Here is a 20,496-nt window from a genome sequence, read left to right on the forward strand (position 1 = left end):
TGGCTGCGTTCACGCGGCCATTTTACGCCCGATCTCGATAAAGGCCTGGCGGATGCTGTCAGCCACCGCCTTCATCGGCCCCGTCATCTGCGAGGCCGTCAATAGCCGAATGTCGAAAGACGTCAGTTCCGGCAGCCCTTCGTTCGGCCCGAGAATTTCCATATCTTCCGTGACGTAGGAACGCGGAAACGGCGCAATGGCAAGATCGGAAACGACGGCGGCGCGCTGCGCCATCGTATGAGCGCTAAGATAGGAAACACGATAGGCGCGCTTCTGCCGCTCCAGCTGCGCCATGGCCTCCGACCGCCAGATACAGCCCTCTTCCCAGATGGAAATCGGCAGCGGATCGCGACGATAGGCGGTGCCGCACTTGGCGCCGGCCCAGACGAGACGTTCCGTATAGATCACCTCGCCTTCCGTCGGGAAAGGCCGCGTTGCGCAATTGATCAGCGCCAGATCCAGCCGCTGCTCCTCGATGCGCTTCTTGAGCTGGATGCTCATATCGACGGTGACGTCGACCATGATACCCGGATAGCTCTCGGAAAAACTCTTCAGGATGCTCGGCAGCAGCCGCTCGCCAATATCATCAGGCGCGCCGAGCCGCACGACGCCGCTGAGTTCGGGCATGATGAAGCGCGATACCGCCTCGTTGGAAAGCGCCAGGATGTTGCGGGCATAGGAAAGCAGCATCTCGCCGTGCTGCGTCAGGCTCACCGAGCGCGCATCGCGGAGGAACAGCGTGACACCGAGCTGCTCTTCCAGCTTCTTGATCTGCATCGAAACGGCTGACGGCGTGCGAAAGACGGCATCGGCCGCGGTCGAAAAATTTCCCGTTTCGGCAATAGCGACAAAGGTGCGCAGAACTTCATTGTCAAGCAACGGTATGGGCCGGCGGAACGGAACGGTCATATCGATTACCTTTCAATTTTTCTGATCTTAAGCACCATATCATTTCATTTGTCTGAATGTCAACGAAGCACCATATTAGACGCAATGGAAATTCACGCAGACAACCTCAAAGGAGTAAAAGTCATGGCTGACACGGCATTGGACGAGGCCTCTCGCCTTTTCTCTTTCCTACGCCTCCGCAAAATTCAGCGGATGGCACAGCATACACTCGACGAGATTGCCACGCGCTTTCCCGCTCATCTGATCGATGACGTCAATGCGCGCGGTCTCCCGCCGGATCGCACCTTGGCAGCGCTTGAGCGAAAGCCCGGCAAGCTGCATTCGTTCAAAAATACTAATGGCAGCTATAAGATCTATTCGTTTGATTGATGGGCCAGCCAGATCCATATTTACACTCAACAGGCGTGACATTTTGAACGGTTGACACTGAAAGGAACCTGGAAATGACGACGATCAGTTATAGACAGACCGGCACGCGGAACCCGTTTCCGTCCGGCAGCAGCTATATGCCCTTCTTTTCTCGCCTCGCTAATCGCTGGCAGCAGTGGCGCTCCCTTCGCGAGCTCGAATCTCTGTCCGACGATATGCGCAAGGATTTGGGCTGGCCGGCCGCGAACGAAATCAAGAATCCGAAAGCCAGCCGATGATAATCAAAGAGCATAACGACTGAAGGCGACGCTCAACCCAAGCGAGCGTCGCCTTTTGAACATTTCTGCATCCAGACGCGAATCGCTCTTTAATCCTGAGAATTACCTGCAAATATATTTCGCCGCTTGAGCATATTGCTCGCCTCCCCTTCGCTTCCCTCCTCTAGAGCCGTATTTTTCATAGTAGACGCAAATATCCCTTTGCGGCCGCGATTATCCATGCCAATGTCGCTTATAGACCATCGGGCCGACGTATTTGACGCAAGGAATACGTAACGGCCCTGGAGCATGGATTTTCACAACATGAGCAAGACTCCGATCAAGACGCGTTCCCTGGTTTTCTTCCTTGTTCCGCATTTCACCATGCTGCCGTTTTCCGCCGCGATCGAGACGCTGCGGATTGCCAACCGCATGCTGGGCTATCCCGCCTACACATGGCGGCTCGCCTCGACGGACGGGCAGAAAGTCTATTCCTCCAGCGGCATCGGATTGGAGGTCAACTCCTCCCTCACCGACGAGCGCCGCTATCTCGGCGGCGAGAACCGCCCGAACATGGTACTGGTCTGTTCCGGCATCTATGTCGAAGAATTCCACAACAAGTCGGTCAATGCCTGGCTGCGCGAAACCTACAATCGCGGCGTTGCTGTCGGCAGCCTCTGTACGGGCGCCCATGTGCTTGCCCAGGCGGGCCTGTTGAACGGCAAGCGCTGCGCCATCCACTGGGAAAATCTGCCGGGCTTCTCCGAAACCTTCCCGCAGGCGGAAGTCTATGCCGATCTCTACGAGGTCGACAGCAATCTCTACACCTGCGCCGGCGGCACCGCCTCGCTCGACATGATGCTGAATCTGATCGGCCAGGATTTCGGCGAAAACCTCGTCAATCGCGTCTGCGAGCAGCAGCTGACCGATCGCGTCCGCAGCCCGCATGACCGCCAGCGCCTGCCGTTGCGCGCGCGCCTCGGCGTGCAGAACTCCAAGGTTCTGTCGATCATCGAGCTGATGGAAAGTAACCTCGCCGAGCCGCTGTCGCTTCTGGAAATTGCCGATGATGCCGGCCTGTCGCGCCGGCAGATCGAGCGCTTGTTCCGACAGGAAATGGGTCGCTCGCCGGCCCGCTATTACCTCGAAATCCGCCTGGATCGCGCCCGGCATCTGCTGGTGCAATCCTCCATGCCGGTCGTCGAAGTGGCCGTCGCCTGCGGTTTCGTCTCCGCCTCGCACTTCTCCAAGTGTTATCGCGAACTCTATAATCGCTCCCCACAGCAGGAGCGCGCAGAGCGCAAGCTGACCATGTCGACCAACCGCACCGGCATCGTCGTCTGAGGGCGATGGAAATCAAAGCAATCGGATTATTGCAGGCGGCCTACTGGGCCGCCTCTTGGGCCATCTTGAAATCGGAATAGACCTGATTTCGGCCGTTGTGCTTGGCCATGTAGAGGAATTGGTCCGCGGCATTGAGATAGTTGTCGAAGGACTCGTAGCCAGCAATCTCCGCCACGCCGATGGAAACCGTCACCGAAAGCTCTTCGTCGTCGGCATGAACCTTCAGGCTGGCAAGGCTGAGACGGACCTCGTCGCATAGCGCGGTCGCCGCGCGCGAATTCATTTCCGCAAAAAGAATGGCAAATTCTTCGCCGCCGAGGCGAGAAAGCAGATTGTCGGTGCCTTCCAGTAATCCGTGCAGCCGGCCGGCAACGGCCTTCAACACCTGATCCCCGATCTCGTGACCATAGGTGTCGTTCAGATTCTTGAAGTGATCGATGTCGAGAATGGCGACCGAGCTTGGACGCTGGCGACGCAGACACTCATTGACCAGACGCGGGCCATGATCATAAAAATAGCGCCTGTTGTAGAGCCCGGTCAGATAATCGCTTGCCGCGGCCGCTCGCAATTGTTTCAGCTGCGACAATGTCTCGACATTCAATGCGATGCGGCATTGCAGCTCCTCCTGAACGAAGGGGCGATAGATGAAATCGCTCGCGCCCGCCTTCAGGAATGTCGCAGACAGCAAACGATCGTTCGAAGAAGAAATGCCGATGATCCGCATCCGGTCCGAGCCATAGCGATGGCGGATGCGGCGGGTCAGTTCATGACCGTTCATGTCGGGCATATTGTAGTCGGTGACGACGATTTCGATGTCGTCGAATGTCTCAAGCATCGCCAGAGCTTCAACACCCGTGCCGGCTTCGGCGACCTTGAATTGCTGAGCGTGCAGCAAATCTGTCAGCATTTTTCGAGCCGAAGGCACATCATCCACAACCAGAACACGCATCGACCGGTTGGCAATGGCGCGCCTTACGGAGGAGACGAGATTGTCGAGGGCGAACTCGCCATCCTTGAGCACATAGTCGACGACATTGCGCTCCATGATGCGATTGCGCGTCGCCATGTCGAAAGACGCCGTAAAGACGATGGTAGGAACGTCATGGGCGACGGCAACATCCAGGGCTTCTCCATGGGCAGCGTCCGGAAGGTTGAGGTCGATCACCGCCATCGTGAAGCCGCTATCCGGCTCCGCCAGCACCTCGTTCAGCATTTTCAGGGAAGAGCAATGCGTTACGGCCAAGCCGAGTTCGGTTTCGAACCGATGCGACAACACCGCGGAAAACATGCGCGAATCCTCGACCAGAAGTATTTTCTGGCTGCCATTGCGGTGACCGATGCCGCCGCCAAGGGATCCCACATGCAGTACCATTTCCCGTCAATTCCTCCCACACCTTCAGGTGCATGAATATTCAGTCAATCGCAGGTCTGCCCAACCGTCTTCCCAAACTATCTTCCACCTATCCTGAACAGGATTCGTGAAAAAATTGGAACCGCTGATTGCGGAGATTTACATAAAAGTGATTTTCCCTCACTTTTCTTGGGGTCCTTTTGCCTGATTTGCTGCGCCTATACGCTCTTTCCGATCGGTTGAGCTGACCGAATCTGCAACAGAGTGTCGAGATTTTGATTCACGCGGCAGTAGAATTCCTCGTCAATGAATGGCCGCAGGATAAAGTCATTGCCACCCGCCTTGAGGAAGCGGGCCGAAAGCAGCCGATTGTTGGATGACGAGACGCCGATGATGCGCAACTCATGGGAGCCGGTGGTCGCACGAATACGTCGCGTCAGCTCGAAGCCGTCCATGTCCGGCATATTGTAGTCCGTGACCATGAGGCCGATATCCGGGCTGGTCTTGAGGATTTCGAGCGCCTTGGCGCCGTTTTCCGCGACACTGACACGGAAATTGTAGCGCTTCAGCCGGCTGGACAGCAAAGCACGCGCCGTCGCGCTGTCATCGACGATGAGGACGTGATGACGGTGGTTGGTGAGAAAACGGCAGATCGATTCCGCCAGCATATCCACCGCAAAGACATTGTCCTTGAGAATATAATCCACCACATCCTTGGCGATCAGCTCGTCGCGCGTGCCTTCGAGAAAAGTGCCTGTGAAAGCGATCGTTGGAATGCTGAGATCGAGAAGATAGGCCAAGGCCTCTCCCTTCTCGGCGCCTGGCAGGTTCATGTTCGAGATCGCCAGCTTGATCGGCTCCGATGACTTGTCGTAGGCGAGCTGCAGCTCTTCGAAATTGCGGCAAATCTCGACGTCGATGTCCAGAAGCTCCTTCAGCTTGGCCCTGACCATCGATGTAAAGAGATTGGAATCCTCGACGAGAAGAATGCGCGAGCCGGCAAGAGACGCGCCGGAGTATTGCATCCCCGAAACACCCAGAAATGGCATAATGAAAACCTGCTTTTTTGAAAATGATCCCCTCTGTATTTTTTTAGAACAAAGCCTTTGCGGATTTGTTAAGCCGACTGGTTTCCCGGAAATGAAGAAAACAGCCCCGTTCGCGACTTCCAAGGCGTGATTGCCAGGGTTATCGCGGCAACGACGTAGCGAGATCCTGGACCTGATACGCGAGAAACAATCCGGAAGACCGCGACACTCTCTCGTCGAGGAACGCCAACTGAGAGCTTGAGAGCCGAACGCCCGGAAACGATGACCGGCATCACTCCCGCGCGGCAGCATGGCTCCGTTTCATCGGACCCTGCCGGTAATCGGATTACTCCGCGGCGGTCCTGCCGCGGCGCCGGCTTGTGCTCTTTGCTTCCGATACCTTGCCTTCGGCTGACAAAGCGGAATCTTCCTTCATGTCATCGTCAGCCTCAGGTCCATCAGCGGAATCCGTCAAGGCATCGGCTGCGATATCCGACTGCCTACCTCTTCTTCCATCGCGCACGATATGCAGTTCCTGATGCGGATAAGGAATGGAAATTCCCTCCTCATTGAAGCGCCTCAGGATTTCGATGCGCAGATTGTTGCGGATCTCCATGCCATCGGAGAGATCGGACAGATAGAAGCGCATCTCGAAATCGAGCGATGACGGACCAAAACGCAGAAACTCCACATGTGGTTCTGGATTCCTGAGAACCTTCGGGATCGAGCGTACCAGCTCCAGCAGGATATCCATCACCTTGCGCGGATCGGCGTCATAGCTGACGGATACAGGGATTTCAGAGCGAGCGAGCCTGTTGCGATGCGTCCAGTTGCCCACGGACGCATTGATAAGCTCGGAATTCGGCACGATGATCGACTGCTTGCGGAAGGTCTCGATCTCGGTCGCGCGCACCGAAATGCGCTTGACGATACCTTCCGATGTACCCGAGACGATCCAGTCGCCGACCTTGAACGGCCGTTCGACCAGCAGGATCAGGCCGGACACGAAGTTCGACACGATGTTTTGCAAGCCAAAACCGATACCGACCGAGAGGGCACTGGCAACGAGCGCCAGGCTGGACAAATCGATGCCGGCAGCGGAAATGGCAAAGATCGCCGCCAATGCTATGCCCAGATAGCCTATGCCGGTTCTCACCGAGTTGCGGACACCCAGATCCACTTGCCCACGTGCCATGACATTGCTGTCGAGCCAGCGCTGGAACCAGCGCGTGACCAGATAACCGCCCGCAAACAGCAGAATGCCGACAAAAATGCCGAGCAGCGAGATCGACATGTTGCCGATCTTGATCTCGGTAAATAGCCTGTAGGCAAAGACCTCCAGATCCTGAATGTGGAAGCCCCAGGAGAGCAGGATCAGCGGAATGCCCGTCAACAGCGCGACGGCGTAGGTCGCAAGCCCGGCCGCGAGACCGGCCTGATCGAGCGCAACTTCACGCAGCTTCAGGCGATTTTCCAGAAAGCGGCCGATGATCGTTTCGGCAAAAACGCCCTGCTTGGACACCGCCTTGCCGAGCTGGAAACCGAGATACATCGTGGCGATGACGGCGCTCGTCACGATCATCTGCGTTGCCATGAAGCGGGCCAGCCCGACATAGCCGATGAACGAGATGAAGATCACCAATATGCCGAGAACGCGAAGAATGATGGCCATGCCATGCGGCCAATGGCGGCCTGGCGCGTCCGGATCTCCGTTTTTCGCCAGCATCGGCGAGCCGAAGGAGGCCGCAATCAGAATGAGGCCAATCAGCAGTGCCGCCAGGAAGCTCTTGGCTACGGTAACGACGACCGGCGATCCCATGGACTCGCTGATGCGGTCGAAGACGTAATCCAACCCGTTGACCACGGCCATGGCCTGCAGGCACCAGGTCAGCGAATGCGCTCCCTTGTTCGATAGCTTGACCAGACGCCAATGCGGCCGGAACGGCGCGAAGACGGCATTGCTCAGGCGACCGACGAAATAGACAAGGCCGATGAAACCGAAGACCGCCGCCAATATCGGCGCGATATCAGGCCGCAGCACATTGAAATTCGAGAGGAAGAAGAAGGACGTGACGAGAAAGGCCGCCAGCGATAGCGTGCGGATCAAGGTCGACCAGAAGGCGACAGAGAGCCGGCTGATATAGGGTGGATTCTCGACGGCCTCATCCTGCACGTAGTAGCGACGGAACAACCGATAACCACCGGAGAGAAATATCAGCGCCGCCCCGATGGACAGGCAAACGGCGGCCAGGAATGAGGCAAGCTTGGCCTTGAGCACAAAGCCGATCCAGCTCGTCACGGCAGTGCTGAACTTCACACCCTCGTCGACCAGAGCCGCCCCTGCATCGTCGAACGTCGTGGTGGAAATCTCCGTCCGCTTGAATAGCGTTTCGGCAAACAGCTTTCGGCGCATCTCCATGAATTCCATCGAAAGCCGATTGGTTTCCGCGGTCAGATTGTCCGCATCGAGGATTACCGCGCTGATCTGCGAGCGTTCGGCATTGAGCCTCTCGCGCTCCTGCGTGACGATCGGAGCTTCGGGCGGCTGGCCCTCCTTGGGAGCCGCGCCAAGCTGGGTCAGGCGCGTATCGATCTCGGCGGTACGGGGCTTCAGGCGCGTGGAAATCGCCGCGACGGTGCGATTGAGGTCGTCGACCTGACCGGACAGCGCGACAAGCGTCTCGTCGTCCAATGTCGCCTGCTTGGCCGCATCCTGGAGCGAGGCATAGGTCTTTTTCGCTTTGTTGAGATCGGCAACGGCGGCGTCCATCAGCCCATTGGCGGGCTGTTGCTCGGTTGCCTGCGATGCTTGGGCCGGCTGCTGATCCTGCGCAAAGGCATGCCCGCCCGTCAGCGGAATGACGGCTGTGAAGACAGCCAATCCCAACAGAAAAAGGGGCAGCAGAAAAAGACGAGATTTCAGCGGGCGCAAGCAGAGCTCCTCGTTGCACATGAAGTCGCAGGCAGTGGATGACCGAAATCGCCACAAAAATGGAGACCCGAGTCGTCCTGTAGTATGATTGCGAATTCCATAGTCTTTACGCGTACGCCTTGTAAGACAAAGAAAGGCGACACAAAGGCATTCTGTACCCTTATCCGGTCCTGAACCTTGCTCAAAACCGGGTATCACCCGCTTCATCTTGAAGACGACCTTCCGGACCAACCATTGCCCGCCCGGAAATAGGCCAGGAAAACACCTTGGCAATGGGCAGATCTACGCGCGCCCGCTTCGCAGGATCAGGATGAAGGCAACACCTCCGGCAAGCCCAGTGACGACGCCGATCGGCATATCCTCGGGCGCCATGACCAGGCGGGCGGCAATATCGGCCCAGATCAGGGTTAGCGCGCCAAAAGCGGCACTCAACGGCACCACGCGCACATTGTCACCACCGACGATCAGCCGCACGAAATGCGGCACCATCAAACCGACGAAGCCGATCGCGCCGGAAAATGCCACCATCGCGCCGGTCAGCAGCGCCGTGATGACGAACAGCAACAGGCGGAATTGCGCGACTGCTATCCCAAGCGTCACGGCCGTCTCATCGCCCATCGCAAGCGCATTGAGCTCCCTCGTCTTCGGGAGGAGCAAGACAAGACAGAACAGCAGGATGCCGGCGGGATAGATGAGGTGCTGCCATTGCGCCAGCCCGAGCCCGCCCAGCATCCAGAAGACAACGGTGTTGGCGGCTCTGGGATCGCCCAAAAAGATCAGGAGGTTGCCAAGCGCCGTGAATACGAAGGCTACGGCAACGCCCGACAGAACCAGCCGATCGGCCGAGTGCGAACGCGTCAGGCGCGTCGTCAGCCCGACGGCCGCGGTTGCGAGCAAGGCGCCGGCAAACGCGAACAACGGCACCGTCAGCAGGCCGAGGATCAGCCCGGTATGCAGCAGCGCCAGAATGGCACCGAACGCCGCCCCGGAGGAGACGCCGAGGAGATGCGGGTCCGCCAGCGGATTTCGCGTCAGCGCCTGCAGAACGGCACCGGTGATGGCAAGCCCCGCTCCCACGAGCGCGGCCAGCACGACGCGCGGGAAACGGACGTCCCAGACAATGCTTTCCTGCCCACTGGACCATGTGACCGGAAAGCTACCCGCGTGCAGCTTGTTGCCGACGATCGACCAGACGGTAGAGAACGGAATGGATGCCGAGCCGAGCGACACCCCGGCGGCAATCGACAGGATGAAGCCTATGGCGAGCAAGGGGATGAGAATGGAGAGGTTGAGGCGCATGCTTGAATCTTGAGGAAGAGAATCCATCCAATGATCGACTGGATGGATCGACATTGCAGACGATTACATGGCGCCCGGGTGAAAGGCCTTGGCCAGGGTGGCAACGGCCTCGATATTGCGCGGCCCCGGCGTCGCTTCGACATAAGGCAGCACGACGAAACGATCATTCTTCACGGCCTCGATATTCCTGAAGGCCGGGTTACCCTTGAGGAAGGCGATCTTCTGGGCGGCGGTCACCTGGCCGTAGTCGACGATGACGATCACTTCCGGGTTTTTCTCGATGACCGGTTCCCAGGATACCTCCGTCCAGCTCTTCTCGACATCGTCCATCACGTTGACGCCGCCGGCTGCTTCGATCAAGGCGGTCGGAATGCCGTAGCGCCCCGAGGTGAACGGCTTCTCCTCACCGGAATCATAGACGAAGACGCTGATCGGCTTGTCGACATGACCGATCTTCGCCTGGATTTCCCCAAGCTGCTTGTGATAGCCGGCAACCAGCGCCTCCGCCCTATCCTCGACGCGGAAGATCCTGCCGAGATTGAGGAGGTCGACGAACATGTCGTCCATGGTCGGCTTGTTCTTCTGCATGACGAAGATGCAGGATTCGGTAAGTTCGTAGACCTTGATACCGAAAGGCGCGAGTGTCTCCGGCGTCACCTCGCCACCGACCTTCATGCCGTAGTTCCAGCCGGCAAAAAAGAAATCCGCGTTGGCGCCGAGCAGCACCTCCTTGCTCGGATATTTCGGTGACAGCTCCGGCAGTTCCTTCACGCCATCACGCAGCTTTTCGTCCAGCGTCTTCCAGCCGGAAATGCCGGTATAGCCGACCATGCGGTCCTGCAGCTTCAGCGCCAGCATCATTTCCGTAAGATTGACGTCGTTGGAAACGGCGCGCTCCGGCGCTTTGTCGAAAGTTACATCCCGATTGCAGCTGCGCACCGTGACGGGCTCGGCAAGCGTCGCGCCTGCGAACAAAACTCCGACCAGCAACGCGGTGGCAGACAAATACATGCGAGGAAACATGAACAACTCCAATGATCGAACTATCGAAGGGAAAAGGAAAATCGCTGCGGGCCATTGTCAGCCCGATGCAGGCGGGTGCCGACACGGAATGCTTTTGATACGTGCTCCACGGTCAGGACTGTGGCCGGCTCGCCATGTCCCGTCAGCCGCCCGCAATCCAGAACCGCGACATGGGTCGCAAAGTCTGCCGCGAGATTGATGTCGTGCAGCGTCGTGATGATCGTCGGCCCAAGCCCCTGCAGCAGTTCGAGAATCTCGAGCTGGTGGCGGATGTCGAGGTGATTTGTGGGTTCGTCGAGGATGATGAGCTCCGGCTCCTGCGCCAAAGCGCGGGCAATCAGCGCCCGTTGCTTTTCGCCGCCGGAGAGCGACGCGAACTGTCGCAACGCCAAAGGTTCCAGCTCCAGCCGCGCAAGCGCCGTGGTCGTGACTTCATGATCGCGATCGCTCCAGCGCGCCATGCCCTTGCGATGCGGAATACGTCCCATCAGCACAACGTCCCGCACACTGAAGGGAAAATCGCCCGGTGTCTCCTGTGGCACGACAGCGATGCGCTGCGCCACCTCCCGCGGACCGATGGACCAAAGATCGGTGCCGTCGAGACGCACCAAACCTCGTTGCGGCTTCAGACCGCGATAGAGGCATCGCAGCAAGGTCGACTTGCCAGCTCCGTTCGGACCGATAATGGCCAGTCGGGCGCCGGCTTCGACGGATAGGGTGATACCGCTGATGATCGGCGTGCTCTTCTGCGGCCCCCAGGTGATGCCGTCCGCATCCAGTCGCGCGTTTCGTTCGGACATGACCGGCTCCTATTGCAATACGACTGGCTGGCGTTCGGCTGACACGACGGCAGCGGGTATGCGCGCGAGCGTCTTGCCTCCAAGCGCGGTCGGGCGTTCGCCTTCGCGGGTCAACCCATCGGGACGATCCCGATAGAGCTTCGCGAAGGAAACGAGCGCACCGATATCGCTCGCATCCTCGATGTCACCGAAGAGGTACGTCGCCTTTGCCGTCGCCTGGAAGGCGACCGTGCAGGGCCGCTCGCAGCCAGCCATGCAGACGCTGCCTTCAAGGCTGAAATCGTCCGAGAGAGCGGCGCCGGCCTGAGAAATGGCCGCCTGCAAATGCGTCAGGAGATCGAGGCCCGGCCGGCATGGTTTGCCGACATGACGGCAGTTCGTGCACACGGTAATCCGGTGCGTCGCCTCTTTTGCTTTGTCCATGAGATGCCTCCCGGAGATTTCACCGGAGGCAAAGTCAAGATAGGGCCAGCGGACGCAACGGCGCCCTCGCCCAACCACTGATTTTCCATCGGAACACCCCGTCCGTTGCGGTTGATATCGTCGATGGCAGGTCTCCTGGCTCGCGGGTCACAACTCGTTCGCGCCTTCCCGGCTTAAAGCCAGTGGCATATTGCGAACGCGCTCTCCGCTTACAGTTGCGGGGGCAGCCACGGTTTTGGCCCCTGATGGGTAGTCCGCACCGTGTTCCCTTTTCAGCCGCCGTCGGGATCGATCCGAAAGCAGCACCATCTGCGGTATTCATCTCATAGAAAGCGGATGCGGGCAACGGCGATGTCATATGCGCTTTCATTTGTCCTGGAGGTTTAGCTTAGGCTTCCGTTATTGGTTACGTTATTACATAACAAATAACAAGCTACTATTTCCGCCTCGAGGCCAAAACTGCGATATGCGTGTGCAGAGGCACCGCAATCACGATCCGGAATGAAAAAACCACTGGGTTGTTAGACCGCCTTGCACTGCGGATGGAAACGCGACGCGACGCCCTCTGCCGCCGCATAGGCTTGCGTGACGATCTCAGGCACCAGATCGATGTCAGGGAGACTTCCAAGTCCCAGGGGACCAATCGCAAAAAGCCCCTCCGTCGTGCGCCCATTGACCTCTAGCGAGCCTGTCGCCTCCACGGCGAGACCGAGGCCGAGCTCGTCCGGCACCGCAAGGCCGGCATCGATGAGACTGCGCAGCAAGGGCACATTCAGATCCGGCGCCTGACACCGACAGTCAATTACATCGTCGGCATAGAGCTGCTCGGTCTCCTGCCGACCAGCCGGCCTCAAAACCAGTCCTGTCGGCGTTCGGCGAATAAAATGGCCGCGCCGCAGCAGCGTGTTGCCCTCGGCAAGCTCCTGATTGAGACGCACATGCAGCGCCTCGGGCAACCGATTGCGATGGCTGTCATAGAGCGCCCGCAAATGTCGGTTGAACTGCTGCTTCTGCCCCGCCGGCAGGGATCGCCAAAGCGAGCGCGCGTGCTTGCGCAAGCCGTTCATGACGGATTGCCAGCTCTGACCGCTCGCCTCCGCCTCGCCGCAAGCCGTGCGGACGAAGCGGACGATCTCGCTTAGCTTACCGGGCATCTCATCGGCAGGAAAAACCGGATCAGCATTGTTACGCGTATGGCTCTGCGGCAGGAAGCCTCGCCGCGAAACGATGGTGATCTGCCCCGCATAGCCGCTTTCACGCATCTGCAGCAGCCGGTCGACGACACGCAGGCCGCTCCCAAGCAAGATCGTGTGCGGTCGCGACACGAGACGGCGCGCCCGCACCGTCGTCGGCACGGTCACGAGATCGCTGGCCTGGAATTCGTGATCTGCAATGCCGTAGCCTGTCGCCAGCACCACCATGTCGAAAGGCGCATTGGCGGCACCGTCGCTTTCCACCACGAAGCGGCCGCCACGAACGCGCCGAAGCCCGAAGACCGTCTCGCTGCTGACCTGCACCGCCACATCCCGCCGAGATGAGAAGGCCTCCGAAAAGCGCTGATAGACGTAGTCGCTGAAAATGCTCTTCGGCACGAAGATCTGCAAAAAACCGGGTATGGCGGCGGGGACGGCGCTGCGGAAAGGCGCATTGCCGCAAAGCCATTGATTGAAATCGTCGGGATCTCCAGCGGAAACGGAAAGATCGCGAACACGGCTATTGAGAATTTCGCTGCTATGCCCGGAGGCGAGCGCCTGTCCGCCGCTGACGGTGGAATTGGGATCGAAAAGCTGCAGATGGAAGGGAAAGCGAACCGTCTTCATCAGCGCGATCGCCATCATCATGCCGGAAAAACCACGCCCGATCACGGCGATGCGGGGCATCGCATAAGGCTGCGCTGTCGCGTTCGTCCTCGCGGAAAAAAATCCCTGAACCGTCATATCAACTCCTGGGGCGAGAGGTGGTCGATCATGCCTTTCTTGGGGCTTGCTCACTTTTTACAGGCCCGGAAACACAGACACCGATACCGGGCCTCGGCAACCTTGGAACTGCGGCCGACAGAACGCACAAAAAGCCGCTTCCGTTCTCAATATGCGTCGCAATTCTTCAATCGGGAATCCCTTCCAAAATGAAAGATGCGACAGGCAGGTCCAACTCTGATCCAACACCAGATGCCTGCAATCGGCCACCATATGATCACTTCGTCAAAAGCCATCGGCGGCAGGATTATTGCCATTGTCTACTTATTTAGTCGTATATGAAAGCGCGAAAACGCTCCGCTAGCAAGCGCTTTCTTGTCCGGACAGAACAGGGCCGACGAGACTGCGGCACAGAAAACGGCGGATGACCGGACAGCCCTTCTCATCTTGAGCTTGCTTCGATCGGCAAAAGAAAAAGCAATTCCAAGCTCTAAGATCAGCTTGTGAAGCGGCTTTCGATATTCATTGACGCAGAAAAGAGGGTTCACAACTCGCTATCCTCAACGCGTTATATCGGACTGTGCGCTTACAATTTCCGCGATCGACGCCGATCGAGCCGGAGGGCGCGATGCGAATCCGCCAGGAAAATCCGTTGTGCACTCCATCTATCGAAATTAAGATCGTACTGATTTGCCGCGCCTGAGAAACCGACCTGGCGCTGGCCGAGGAGTGATGAATGGGGACTGTTTCGCAGTTGCACGAACGCGTCAGGCCGCCCGCCCATCGCGTCCAAAGCGAAGAGGAAGCGCTCGACATCGCACGTTCGCTCGCGGCCGGCTTCGCTCCGCAGGCAAGCGATCGCGATATCAACCGCATCCTGCCCTATGACGAGATCGAAGCCCTGTCCCAATCGGGCCTGCTTGGGATTTCCGTTCCTTCAGAACATGGTGGCATCGATATTTCAAACTGCGTTCTCGCCGAGGTCATAGCCATCCTCGCAGAGGCCGATCCTTCCATAGCACAGATATTGCAAACGCATTTTCATGTACTGGAAGCGGTGAGAATTGCGGGCGGCGAGGACCAGCGGGCATCTCTTTTCGACCGCGCCATTACAGGCGATCGTTTCGGCAGCATCTTTTCCGAGTCCGATGCAAGCGGCACCGACCAGCATTCCTTGCATCTGACAGCGGACGGGCTTGGCTTCCGCCTCAACGGACGGAGCCAGGCCTCCGCCAGCATTCTGTTTGCGGACTGGATCGCGCTATTCACGGCGGACAAACGCAAGGGACCGATAGCCGCTGTCGTGTCTAGAAATACGGAGGGCATCCAGATCATTGACGACTGGGATGGCTTTGGTCAGCGTACGTCCGGAAACGGCACGACCATATTGCATAACGTCTATCTCAATGCCGATGCCCTGCTCCTGCACCGGGAAAAGTTGGCTGAACCCACAGTGATCGATAGCGTGAACCATCTCACGCGCGCGGGCATCAATCTTGGTATTGCCCGCTCCGCATTGGCGGCGGCGATGGAATTCGTGCGGGCTCGCTCTCACTCAGAGGAAAGCAACGAGGATAAGCGAGCCGTCAATGATCCACTAATCGTGACGAGGATCGGCGAGATTGCCATCCGCATCGAAGCGGCGACGGCGATGATGGAGCGTGCCGGCGGCAAGATCGATGCCGCGCAGATCAATCTCACCGAAGATCATGTTATCGACGCAGCGCTCTCCGTAGCTGCAGCCCAGACGATTACGGCTGACATTGCGATGGAAGCAGCCAACACGCTGTTCGAACTTGCGGGCTCAGAGTCGGCGCGCATCGGGCTCAACCTCGATCGCCACTGGCGCAACGCCCGCATTCACACGCTGCATGAGCCGGCACATCGGAAATACCACACCGTCGGCAACTATCATCTCAACGGCGTAAAGCCATCGAAGAACTCGTTGCCTTAATGGGCATCAGGGCACAACGGCAAGATCAACCGATGTGCGAAGCCCGGCGGTCTTCCCGTTCCGGGATCTCAACGTCTGCGCCGCCGGCAACGAACTGCTCCAGCGACATGTTGTCGAGAATCTCGGCAATAGCGTCACGCACCTCCGTCATCGAGCGCCGCACCTGACAGCGCTCCGGATCGGAACAGTCGTCGCAGGCTTCATAGGCCGTTCGGCTGGCGCAGCGGATGGGTGCCAACGGACCGTCCAAGGTGCGGATGACATGGCCGATGCGGATTTCGGATGCGGGACGCGACAGCGAATAACCGCCGCCGGGGCCTTTCTTCGAACGCAACACGCCGGCGTTTCGCAATTCGAGGAGGATGGTATCGAGAAACTTCTTCGGAATATTGTTGCGTAACGCGATATCGTTGATGAACGCGGTTTCACCCGGACCGAGGCGTGCGAGATCCACCAGCGCCTTCAATCCGTATTTTCCTTTTTTCGTAAGCATCGCCGTCCGCTTTACTGCAAAGTCGATTGTTGAAACCCGGCGTGGCTCGAAAGAGACTCAACGGGCCGGTCTTGTCAGCATGGATTGCGGAAGTAACCCCGCAGCCCCTTACGAACAAGACAGTAACTCACAAATTGTATAGTTTATATGAGTAAATTTAGGCAATTGTATCGCCTAAGCAACGAATTTGCGGCTTTTCTTGGATTTTAGGCGGCGCTACTGTCCAAATATGCCTTCCTTTGCCCACGCCCATGGTCGGTGATGGCGCCAGCCACCTGTTCAGCCACCAGAACGGCGTGCTCGACCACTTCGGGCAATCCCATCAATTCGCCGAAGGTTCCGCGCGCGAGTGGTCCAGAGATAAACAGGGAAGGTATCACGGCTCCATCGCCGGCAAGCGCGCGCGATCGCGTATCGCAGGAAAATCCCAACCGTGCCGGGTCCATCGCAAGATGCCCGGCCTTCGACATTTCATCGATCCAGCCCTGTGATTGCAGTATGCCGCGGTGTCCGGGACCGGTGGTGACCACGACCGCATCGAATTGCCTTTCAACCGATTGTTCGGAACGGCTGAGCCGCAAGGTACAATCGATGATGCCATCGGCGACGCCGACAGCTGCGACCGAAGCCGCCAGTATTTCCAGCCGGCCGCTTGCGAGCGCTCCTTCGCTGACAGCCTCCACCTGTGGCGCGACACGAAACCGATGCACATCCCAGAACGGCCTCAAATGCCGTACGAGACGCCGCCGCTCCGCAATCGGCAGCGCCTGCCAGACATGCCGGCCCTGCGCCCTCACCTGATCGATGACAGCATGCCAGCTGCGGCCTTCTCCTTGCGCCTTGCGGATGGCGGCGCGCACGCTGCGCAGCAGCTCAACTGCCGTCTTCGACGGCTGATTGGCGAAATCGCCAAACGGTTCCTGTTTGACCGCCGCATGGCCACGCGAGCGCAGACCGCGTCGGGATATGGCAGTGACCGGTCCCTTGTGACCTCTGAGATCGAGCGACGCAATGACGTCGGCCGAGGTCAAGCCATTGCCGACGACCAGAACTCGATCCCCGGCACGAATGGCCGCAAGCGCATCCGGCCGCGTCGGATTGGGAATGAAGCGAGGATGATCGCTAAGCGCATCCTGCAGCACTTGTGGCGGCAGGGGGGACGGATGGCTGGTGGCGATGACGAGAATATCAGCATCCACACACTGTCCGTCAGTACCGGTGACCGTCCAACGGCTGCCCGTCCTCTGAATGCGCTCGACGCTTTGCTTGACATGGAGGAGCCGCCCATTCTCGACAAAAGGGCGGATCATGCTGTTGATATAGTTGCCGAAAACGGAGCGCCGCGGGAAAAAGCCGCCATTGACGGCAACCGCCACATCATCATCGGCAAGCGCATCATTCTCCAGCAGCCAGCGCTGAAAATGTTCGATGTCATCGGGCAGCAGGCTCATCTTCGCCGCGGGCACGTTGATCCGGTGGGCAGGATCTTGTGTGTCGTAGGCAAGCCCTGCCCCCAAACGCTCCCTTGGCTCGAATATAAAGAGCTGACCACCCCGCACCGACTGCTTCTGTAGCAAATGGAAGGCAACCGCCGTCCCGGAAACGCCGCCGCCGACTATGACGATAACAGGCAGATCAGACGCCTGGTGGTCCGAGCCAATGGTCAATAGCCAACTCCCTCCAGATCGATCGCCACGCGAATTCTGCATCCATCGGGCAACCGCAATTATCATTGGGATAATGATATACTCTATAAAATTTATTGACAACACGATTGCAGCGCGTGCCCGCCCTCGCCGCAACCAACGGCAGTCAATACAGTACTGATATGCCTTTGCAAACAAGCGGTTATTTGTGCCTCGCACAACATTGTTTTTGCATCGCAAGATGTAAAAAACTTGGCATACACCTGTTAGAGGAACATACTAGCGGTTGTTCTGGTTCGTGTTCTCTGTGGGAGGAGAAGCATCATGGAACTACTTCGTCTGCTCACCGCGTTCGACTATACGTTGATGCTGATTCTGGCCGCCATATTTGTGTTCAGCGTCATGGAACGCGGACATAGGAAACACTGACCGCATACGGTCGAAAGCGGTGGCCATTGCCGTCAGGCGGACATGTCTGACGTGAGTTGAAGTGCGCGGCTGAACCAGCTGGCAAGGTCGCCTGCCTGACATGATCAGGTCCATACGGCGAAGCCACCTATAGCGACGACAGGATTTGCCGATGCAGATAGGCCGCTGTGTAGCGAGCCTCACCCTGGCGAAACTTCCAATCATCCTGCGTTTCCCCCATATAGGCATCGCGAGCAAGCTGCATTGCCGTTCGGATTACTTGTGCAGGCAGGCGCTGCATGGCCCAACCGGCGGCGATGTCCTTGCTGACAAACTCCGCTGTCGCCGCCGTTCTCCACATACGGGCCAGTGTCAGCAGGACATTCCGCTCATCTCCATGCAGATTGGCAAGCAAGGCCGGCAGCGCCTCCCGCAGAGCGCGTCCTATCTCCCGCTGGAACCTCAGCAAGAAGATCACCAGGAGCCGGGCCCAATAGCGTTAGAGCCTGCTGCCGCGCCTGAGCCAGGACGAGCGTGATGTCCGGATCACAATGAGGCACAGGGAGCCCGCCGGCCTCGAAGCTGTCGCGCAACCATTCACCATAGATGAACTCACCACACACCGGAAAAACCGGTGCTGCAAGACGATCCTTCAAAAACACCATGAGTTCGATGCAGCGCGGAGCACCAGGCAGGACCGGGTGACGACCCGAAACCTCCAGCAGACGAGCAAGCAGGCATTTGCGCATGGAATCGGTCATCGGGAGATCGATGATCGCCAAAACATCCACATCGCTTTGCGGCCGCAATCCGCCCGCGATCGCCGATCCATGCAGATAGACGGCCTGGAGATGGCCACCGAAAACTTCCTTGGCAATTGCCAGAACCGCCCGAGCTCCTGCTGGAATTTCTGATGTTGCAACCCGCATGCAATCTCCGATCGCGAGCATTCGCTTATAGTGATCGAAGAGCCGCTTTTGCAGCCCCATGCAAACTCTTCATCTTCGTAGCCGTGAAATCAAAGAATATCGATCTCGCAAGATTTCCAATAGGAGCCGGATCGAAGTCCTTTGATTTGAGAATGAAGCTGCATGATTATACTTGCAAAAATCAGAGCAGACATTGCAGCACAGGATTGTATAATCCGACGCATCTATTCATGAATCTGCGAAAATATTCCACAAGCTTCGCGCAAACAATTCCTAGGATATTTACCGATATCGACAAGACATGAAGCAACGGGGATATACTTATGATTTACGATTGGGATGGCACAAAGACACGCCGGATGAGAAGGCTGAAATATGGGCTTTCCCTATTTCTCTTCACGATATCGGTAACCGCACCAACGGCGTTTCTGCTGCATCTGCGCTGAACCGGGCTTTGCCTTCCATCAGAGGGATCGTTCATTCTCTTCTCGTCTCACAGCCTGCTCTGCTGCTCAGACGTCGTTCACCCGAAGACTAGGCGAGAGACGCTGGATAGCGAGGCTCATCTCAAGCCGGGCTAAGAAGAGAACCCGCTCTGCAGGACGACGAACGAATATGAACAACCTGCATCGATAGCTGGGAGGACATGATGGAAGACCTACTGAAACTATTGATCTTCTTTGTAGTCGTTGGCGGACTGATCTACCTCCTGGGGAGCATGGACGCCATGAAGGCTAAGGCGGCAATTGCGAGGTGGCCATTGGAACCGTGCTTCCGCTGTGGGCGAGACAAGGTCCACCTGCAACGCAAGACAAAGGACGACTGGTATGTCAGATGTTATTCGTGTGGCGCCCAGACCGAACCCGTGATTTTTGCCAGTGCCGCCATATCCGCCTGGAATAAAATCAATGCCGCGTTGAAGAGCGCAGGTAACGATGGCCAGCCCGACTAGTCTCAGACAAGATCATCACCTCGGCAGCTTTTGCAAGGCTTCGTCCTGAGAACACAGCAACGACTGCAGCATCCGGGATCAATCCATCGCGATGGGGAACCAAAGCAAGCCACCGTTCGTTCCTAAAGGCACTTCCCGCTATCAAGGAGAACATCATGGCCGACGCTTCGCTGGACAAGGATATCAACGCTCAGATCAACGAGCTCCGCAGCCAGATCGATAAGCTCTCCACCGAGTTGGCAAGACGGATCGACAGCGCCTCGGATCGCGCCGACGAGGCCCTTTCTTCGGCGAGGGGAAAAGTTGCAAGCATCGCGGACCATGCCCGCTCGGAGGGCAGGAACGTGGCGCAGGCCGCCAGGGAAAATCCGACAGCCACGAGCTCGGTCCTGATCGTGACGGCGCTTCTTGGTCTATTTACCGGCCTTCTGCTGGGCAGGCTCTCCGACTGATCCGAAACCCT

19 protein-coding genes and 1 riboswitch are annotated in these 20,496 nt (G+C 58.0%); of the genes, 6 read left to right on the forward strand and 13 right to left on the reverse strand.

Annotated features, from left to right (window positions below; translation table 11 throughout):
* Positions 1-9: 9 nt before the first annotated feature.
* Positions 10-909: a LysR family transcriptional regulator gene (locus tag ABOK31_RS08825; RefSeq protein ID WP_174179724.1), complete on the reverse strand. Its 900-nt coding sequence runs from the start codon at positions 907-909 to the stop codon at positions 10-12.
* A gap of 123 nt (positions 910-1,032) precedes the next feature.
* Here ABOK31_RS08825 and ABOK31_RS08830 point away from each other — a divergent pair, with 123 nt between their 5' ends.
* The 3 genes from ABOK31_RS08830 to ABOK31_RS08840 all read left to right on the forward strand — a co-directional run bounded on the left by ABOK31_RS08830 (position 1,033) and on the right by ABOK31_RS08840 (position 2,879).
* Positions 1,033-1,278 (forward strand): hypothetical protein, encoded by a 246-nt coding sequence (locus tag ABOK31_RS08830; protein ID WP_350019273.1) that lies wholly within the window; start codon positions 1,033-1,035, stop codon positions 1,276-1,278.
* Positions 1,279-1,352: 74 nt separating this feature from the next.
* Complete coding sequence (locus tag ABOK31_RS08835) at positions 1,353-1,556, forward strand: DUF1127 domain-containing protein (protein ID WP_174179728.1); 204 nt, start codon at positions 1,353-1,355, stop codon at positions 1,554-1,556.
* A 303-nt stretch (positions 1,557-1,859) separates the two neighbouring features.
* Positions 1,860-2,879: a GlxA family transcriptional regulator gene (locus tag ABOK31_RS08840; RefSeq protein WP_348627044.1), complete on the forward strand. Its 1,020-nt coding sequence runs from the start codon at positions 1,860-1,862 to the stop codon at positions 2,877-2,879.
* 40 nt (positions 2,880-2,919) lie between these two features.
* Here the strand turns inward: ABOK31_RS08840 and ABOK31_RS08845 are convergent, their stop codons facing one another.
* The 8 genes from ABOK31_RS08845 to ABOK31_RS08880 all read right to left on the reverse strand — a co-directional run bounded on the left by ABOK31_RS08845 (position 2,920) and on the right by ABOK31_RS08880 (position 13,672).
* On the reverse strand, positions 2,920-4,251 hold the full coding sequence (locus ABOK31_RS08845; RefSeq protein WP_349958572.1) for a diguanylate cyclase: 1,332 nt from the start codon (positions 4,249-4,251) through the stop codon (positions 2,920-2,922).
* A 197-nt stretch (positions 4,252-4,448) separates the two neighbouring features.
* Positions 4,449-5,279 carry a response regulator gene (locus tag ABOK31_RS08850; RefSeq protein WP_174179738.1) on the reverse strand — a complete coding sequence of 277 codons (831 nt, stop codon included), beginning with the start codon at positions 5,277-5,279 and terminating at the stop codon, positions 4,449-4,451.
* Positions 5,280-5,604: 325 nt separating this feature from the next.
* Positions 5,605-8,190 carry a mechanosensitive ion channel family protein gene (locus ABOK31_RS08855; protein ID WP_349958574.1) on the reverse strand — a complete coding sequence of 862 codons (2,586 nt, stop codon included), beginning with the start codon at positions 8,188-8,190 and terminating at the stop codon, positions 5,605-5,607.
* Positions 8,191-8,472: 282 nt separating this feature from the next.
* Positions 8,473-9,489, reverse strand: a complete 1,017-nt coding sequence (locus ABOK31_RS08860; RefSeq protein ID WP_349958575.1) for an iron ABC transporter permease — start codon at positions 9,487-9,489, stop codon at positions 8,473-8,475.
* Positions 9,490-9,552: 63 nt separating this feature from the next.
* Entirely contained in the window at positions 9,553-10,512 is a 960-nt protein-coding gene (locus ABOK31_RS08865) for an ABC transporter substrate-binding protein (protein WP_349958576.1), read from the reverse strand.
* Between the two features lie 20 nt (positions 10,513-10,532).
* Positions 10,533-11,312 carry an ABC transporter ATP-binding protein gene (locus tag ABOK31_RS08870; RefSeq protein WP_174179743.1) on the reverse strand — a complete coding sequence of 260 codons (780 nt, stop codon included), beginning with the start codon at positions 11,310-11,312 and terminating at the stop codon, positions 10,533-10,535.
* Between the two features lie 9 nt (positions 11,313-11,321).
* A complete protein-coding gene (locus tag ABOK31_RS08875; RefSeq protein ID WP_349958578.1) occupies positions 11,322-11,735 on the reverse strand; it encodes a DUF1636 domain-containing protein in 414 nt (137 codons plus the stop codon).
* A gap of 107 nt (positions 11,736-11,842) precedes the next feature.
* Positions 11,843-12,060: riboswitch (cobalamin riboswitch) on the reverse strand.
* A 196-nt stretch (positions 12,061-12,256) separates the two neighbouring features.
* Entirely contained in the window at positions 12,257-13,672 is a 1,416-nt protein-coding gene (locus tag ABOK31_RS08880) for an FAD/NAD(P)-binding protein (protein WP_349958580.1), read from the reverse strand.
* 715 nt (positions 13,673-14,387) lie between these two features.
* On the opposite strand from ABOK31_RS08880, the gene ABOK31_RS08885 reads away from it, so the two are divergent.
* Positions 14,388-15,605 (forward strand): SfnB family sulfur acquisition oxidoreductase, encoded by a 1,218-nt coding sequence (locus tag ABOK31_RS08885; RefSeq protein WP_349958581.1) that lies wholly within the window; start codon positions 14,388-14,390, stop codon positions 15,603-15,605.
* 25 nt (positions 15,606-15,630) lie between these two features.
* Here the strand turns inward: ABOK31_RS08885 and ABOK31_RS08890 are convergent, their stop codons facing one another.
* The 4 genes from ABOK31_RS08890 to ABOK31_RS08905 all read right to left on the reverse strand — a co-directional run bounded on the left by ABOK31_RS08890 (position 15,631) and on the right by ABOK31_RS08905 (position 19,081).
* Positions 15,631-16,098: an Rrf2 family transcriptional regulator gene (locus ABOK31_RS08890; protein WP_092716059.1), complete on the reverse strand. Its 468-nt coding sequence runs from the start codon at positions 16,096-16,098 to the stop codon at positions 15,631-15,633.
* 206 nt (positions 16,099-16,304) lie between these two features.
* The gene (locus ABOK31_RS08895; protein ID WP_349958583.1) at positions 16,305-17,765 is read right to left on the reverse strand and encodes an FAD/NAD(P)-binding protein; all 1,461 of its coding nucleotides are present in this window, start codon (positions 17,763-17,765) and stop codon (positions 16,305-16,307) included.
* A 535-nt stretch (positions 17,766-18,300) separates the two neighbouring features.
* Positions 18,301-18,567, reverse strand: a complete 267-nt coding sequence (locus ABOK31_RS08900) for an aminoglycoside adenylyltransferase domain-containing protein (RefSeq protein ID WP_349958584.1) — start codon at positions 18,565-18,567, stop codon at positions 18,301-18,303.
* A complete protein-coding gene (locus ABOK31_RS08905; RefSeq protein ID WP_349958586.1) occupies positions 18,542-19,081 on the reverse strand; it encodes a hypothetical protein in 540 nt (179 codons plus the stop codon). The genes ABOK31_RS08900 and ABOK31_RS08905 overlap by 26 nt, the downstream gene beginning before the upstream one ends.
* Positions 19,082-19,730: 649 nt before the next feature.
* On the opposite strand from ABOK31_RS08905, the gene ABOK31_RS08910 reads away from it, so the two are divergent.
* The gene (locus ABOK31_RS08910; RefSeq protein WP_350019274.1) at positions 19,731-20,033 is read left to right on the forward strand and encodes a hypothetical protein; all 303 of its coding nucleotides are present in this window, start codon (positions 19,731-19,733) and stop codon (positions 20,031-20,033) included.
* A 155-nt stretch (positions 20,034-20,188) separates the two neighbouring features.
* Positions 20,189-20,485, forward strand: coding sequence for a hypothetical protein (locus ABOK31_RS08915; RefSeq protein WP_349958590.1), 297 nt, complete (start codon positions 20,189-20,191; stop codon positions 20,483-20,485).
* Positions 20,486-20,496 lie beyond the last annotated feature (11 nt).

The organism is Rhizobium sp. ZPR4, from assembly GCF_040215725.1.
Taxonomy (GTDB): domain Bacteria; phylum Pseudomonadota; class Alphaproteobacteria; order Rhizobiales; family Rhizobiaceae; genus Rhizobium; species Rhizobium rhizogenes_D.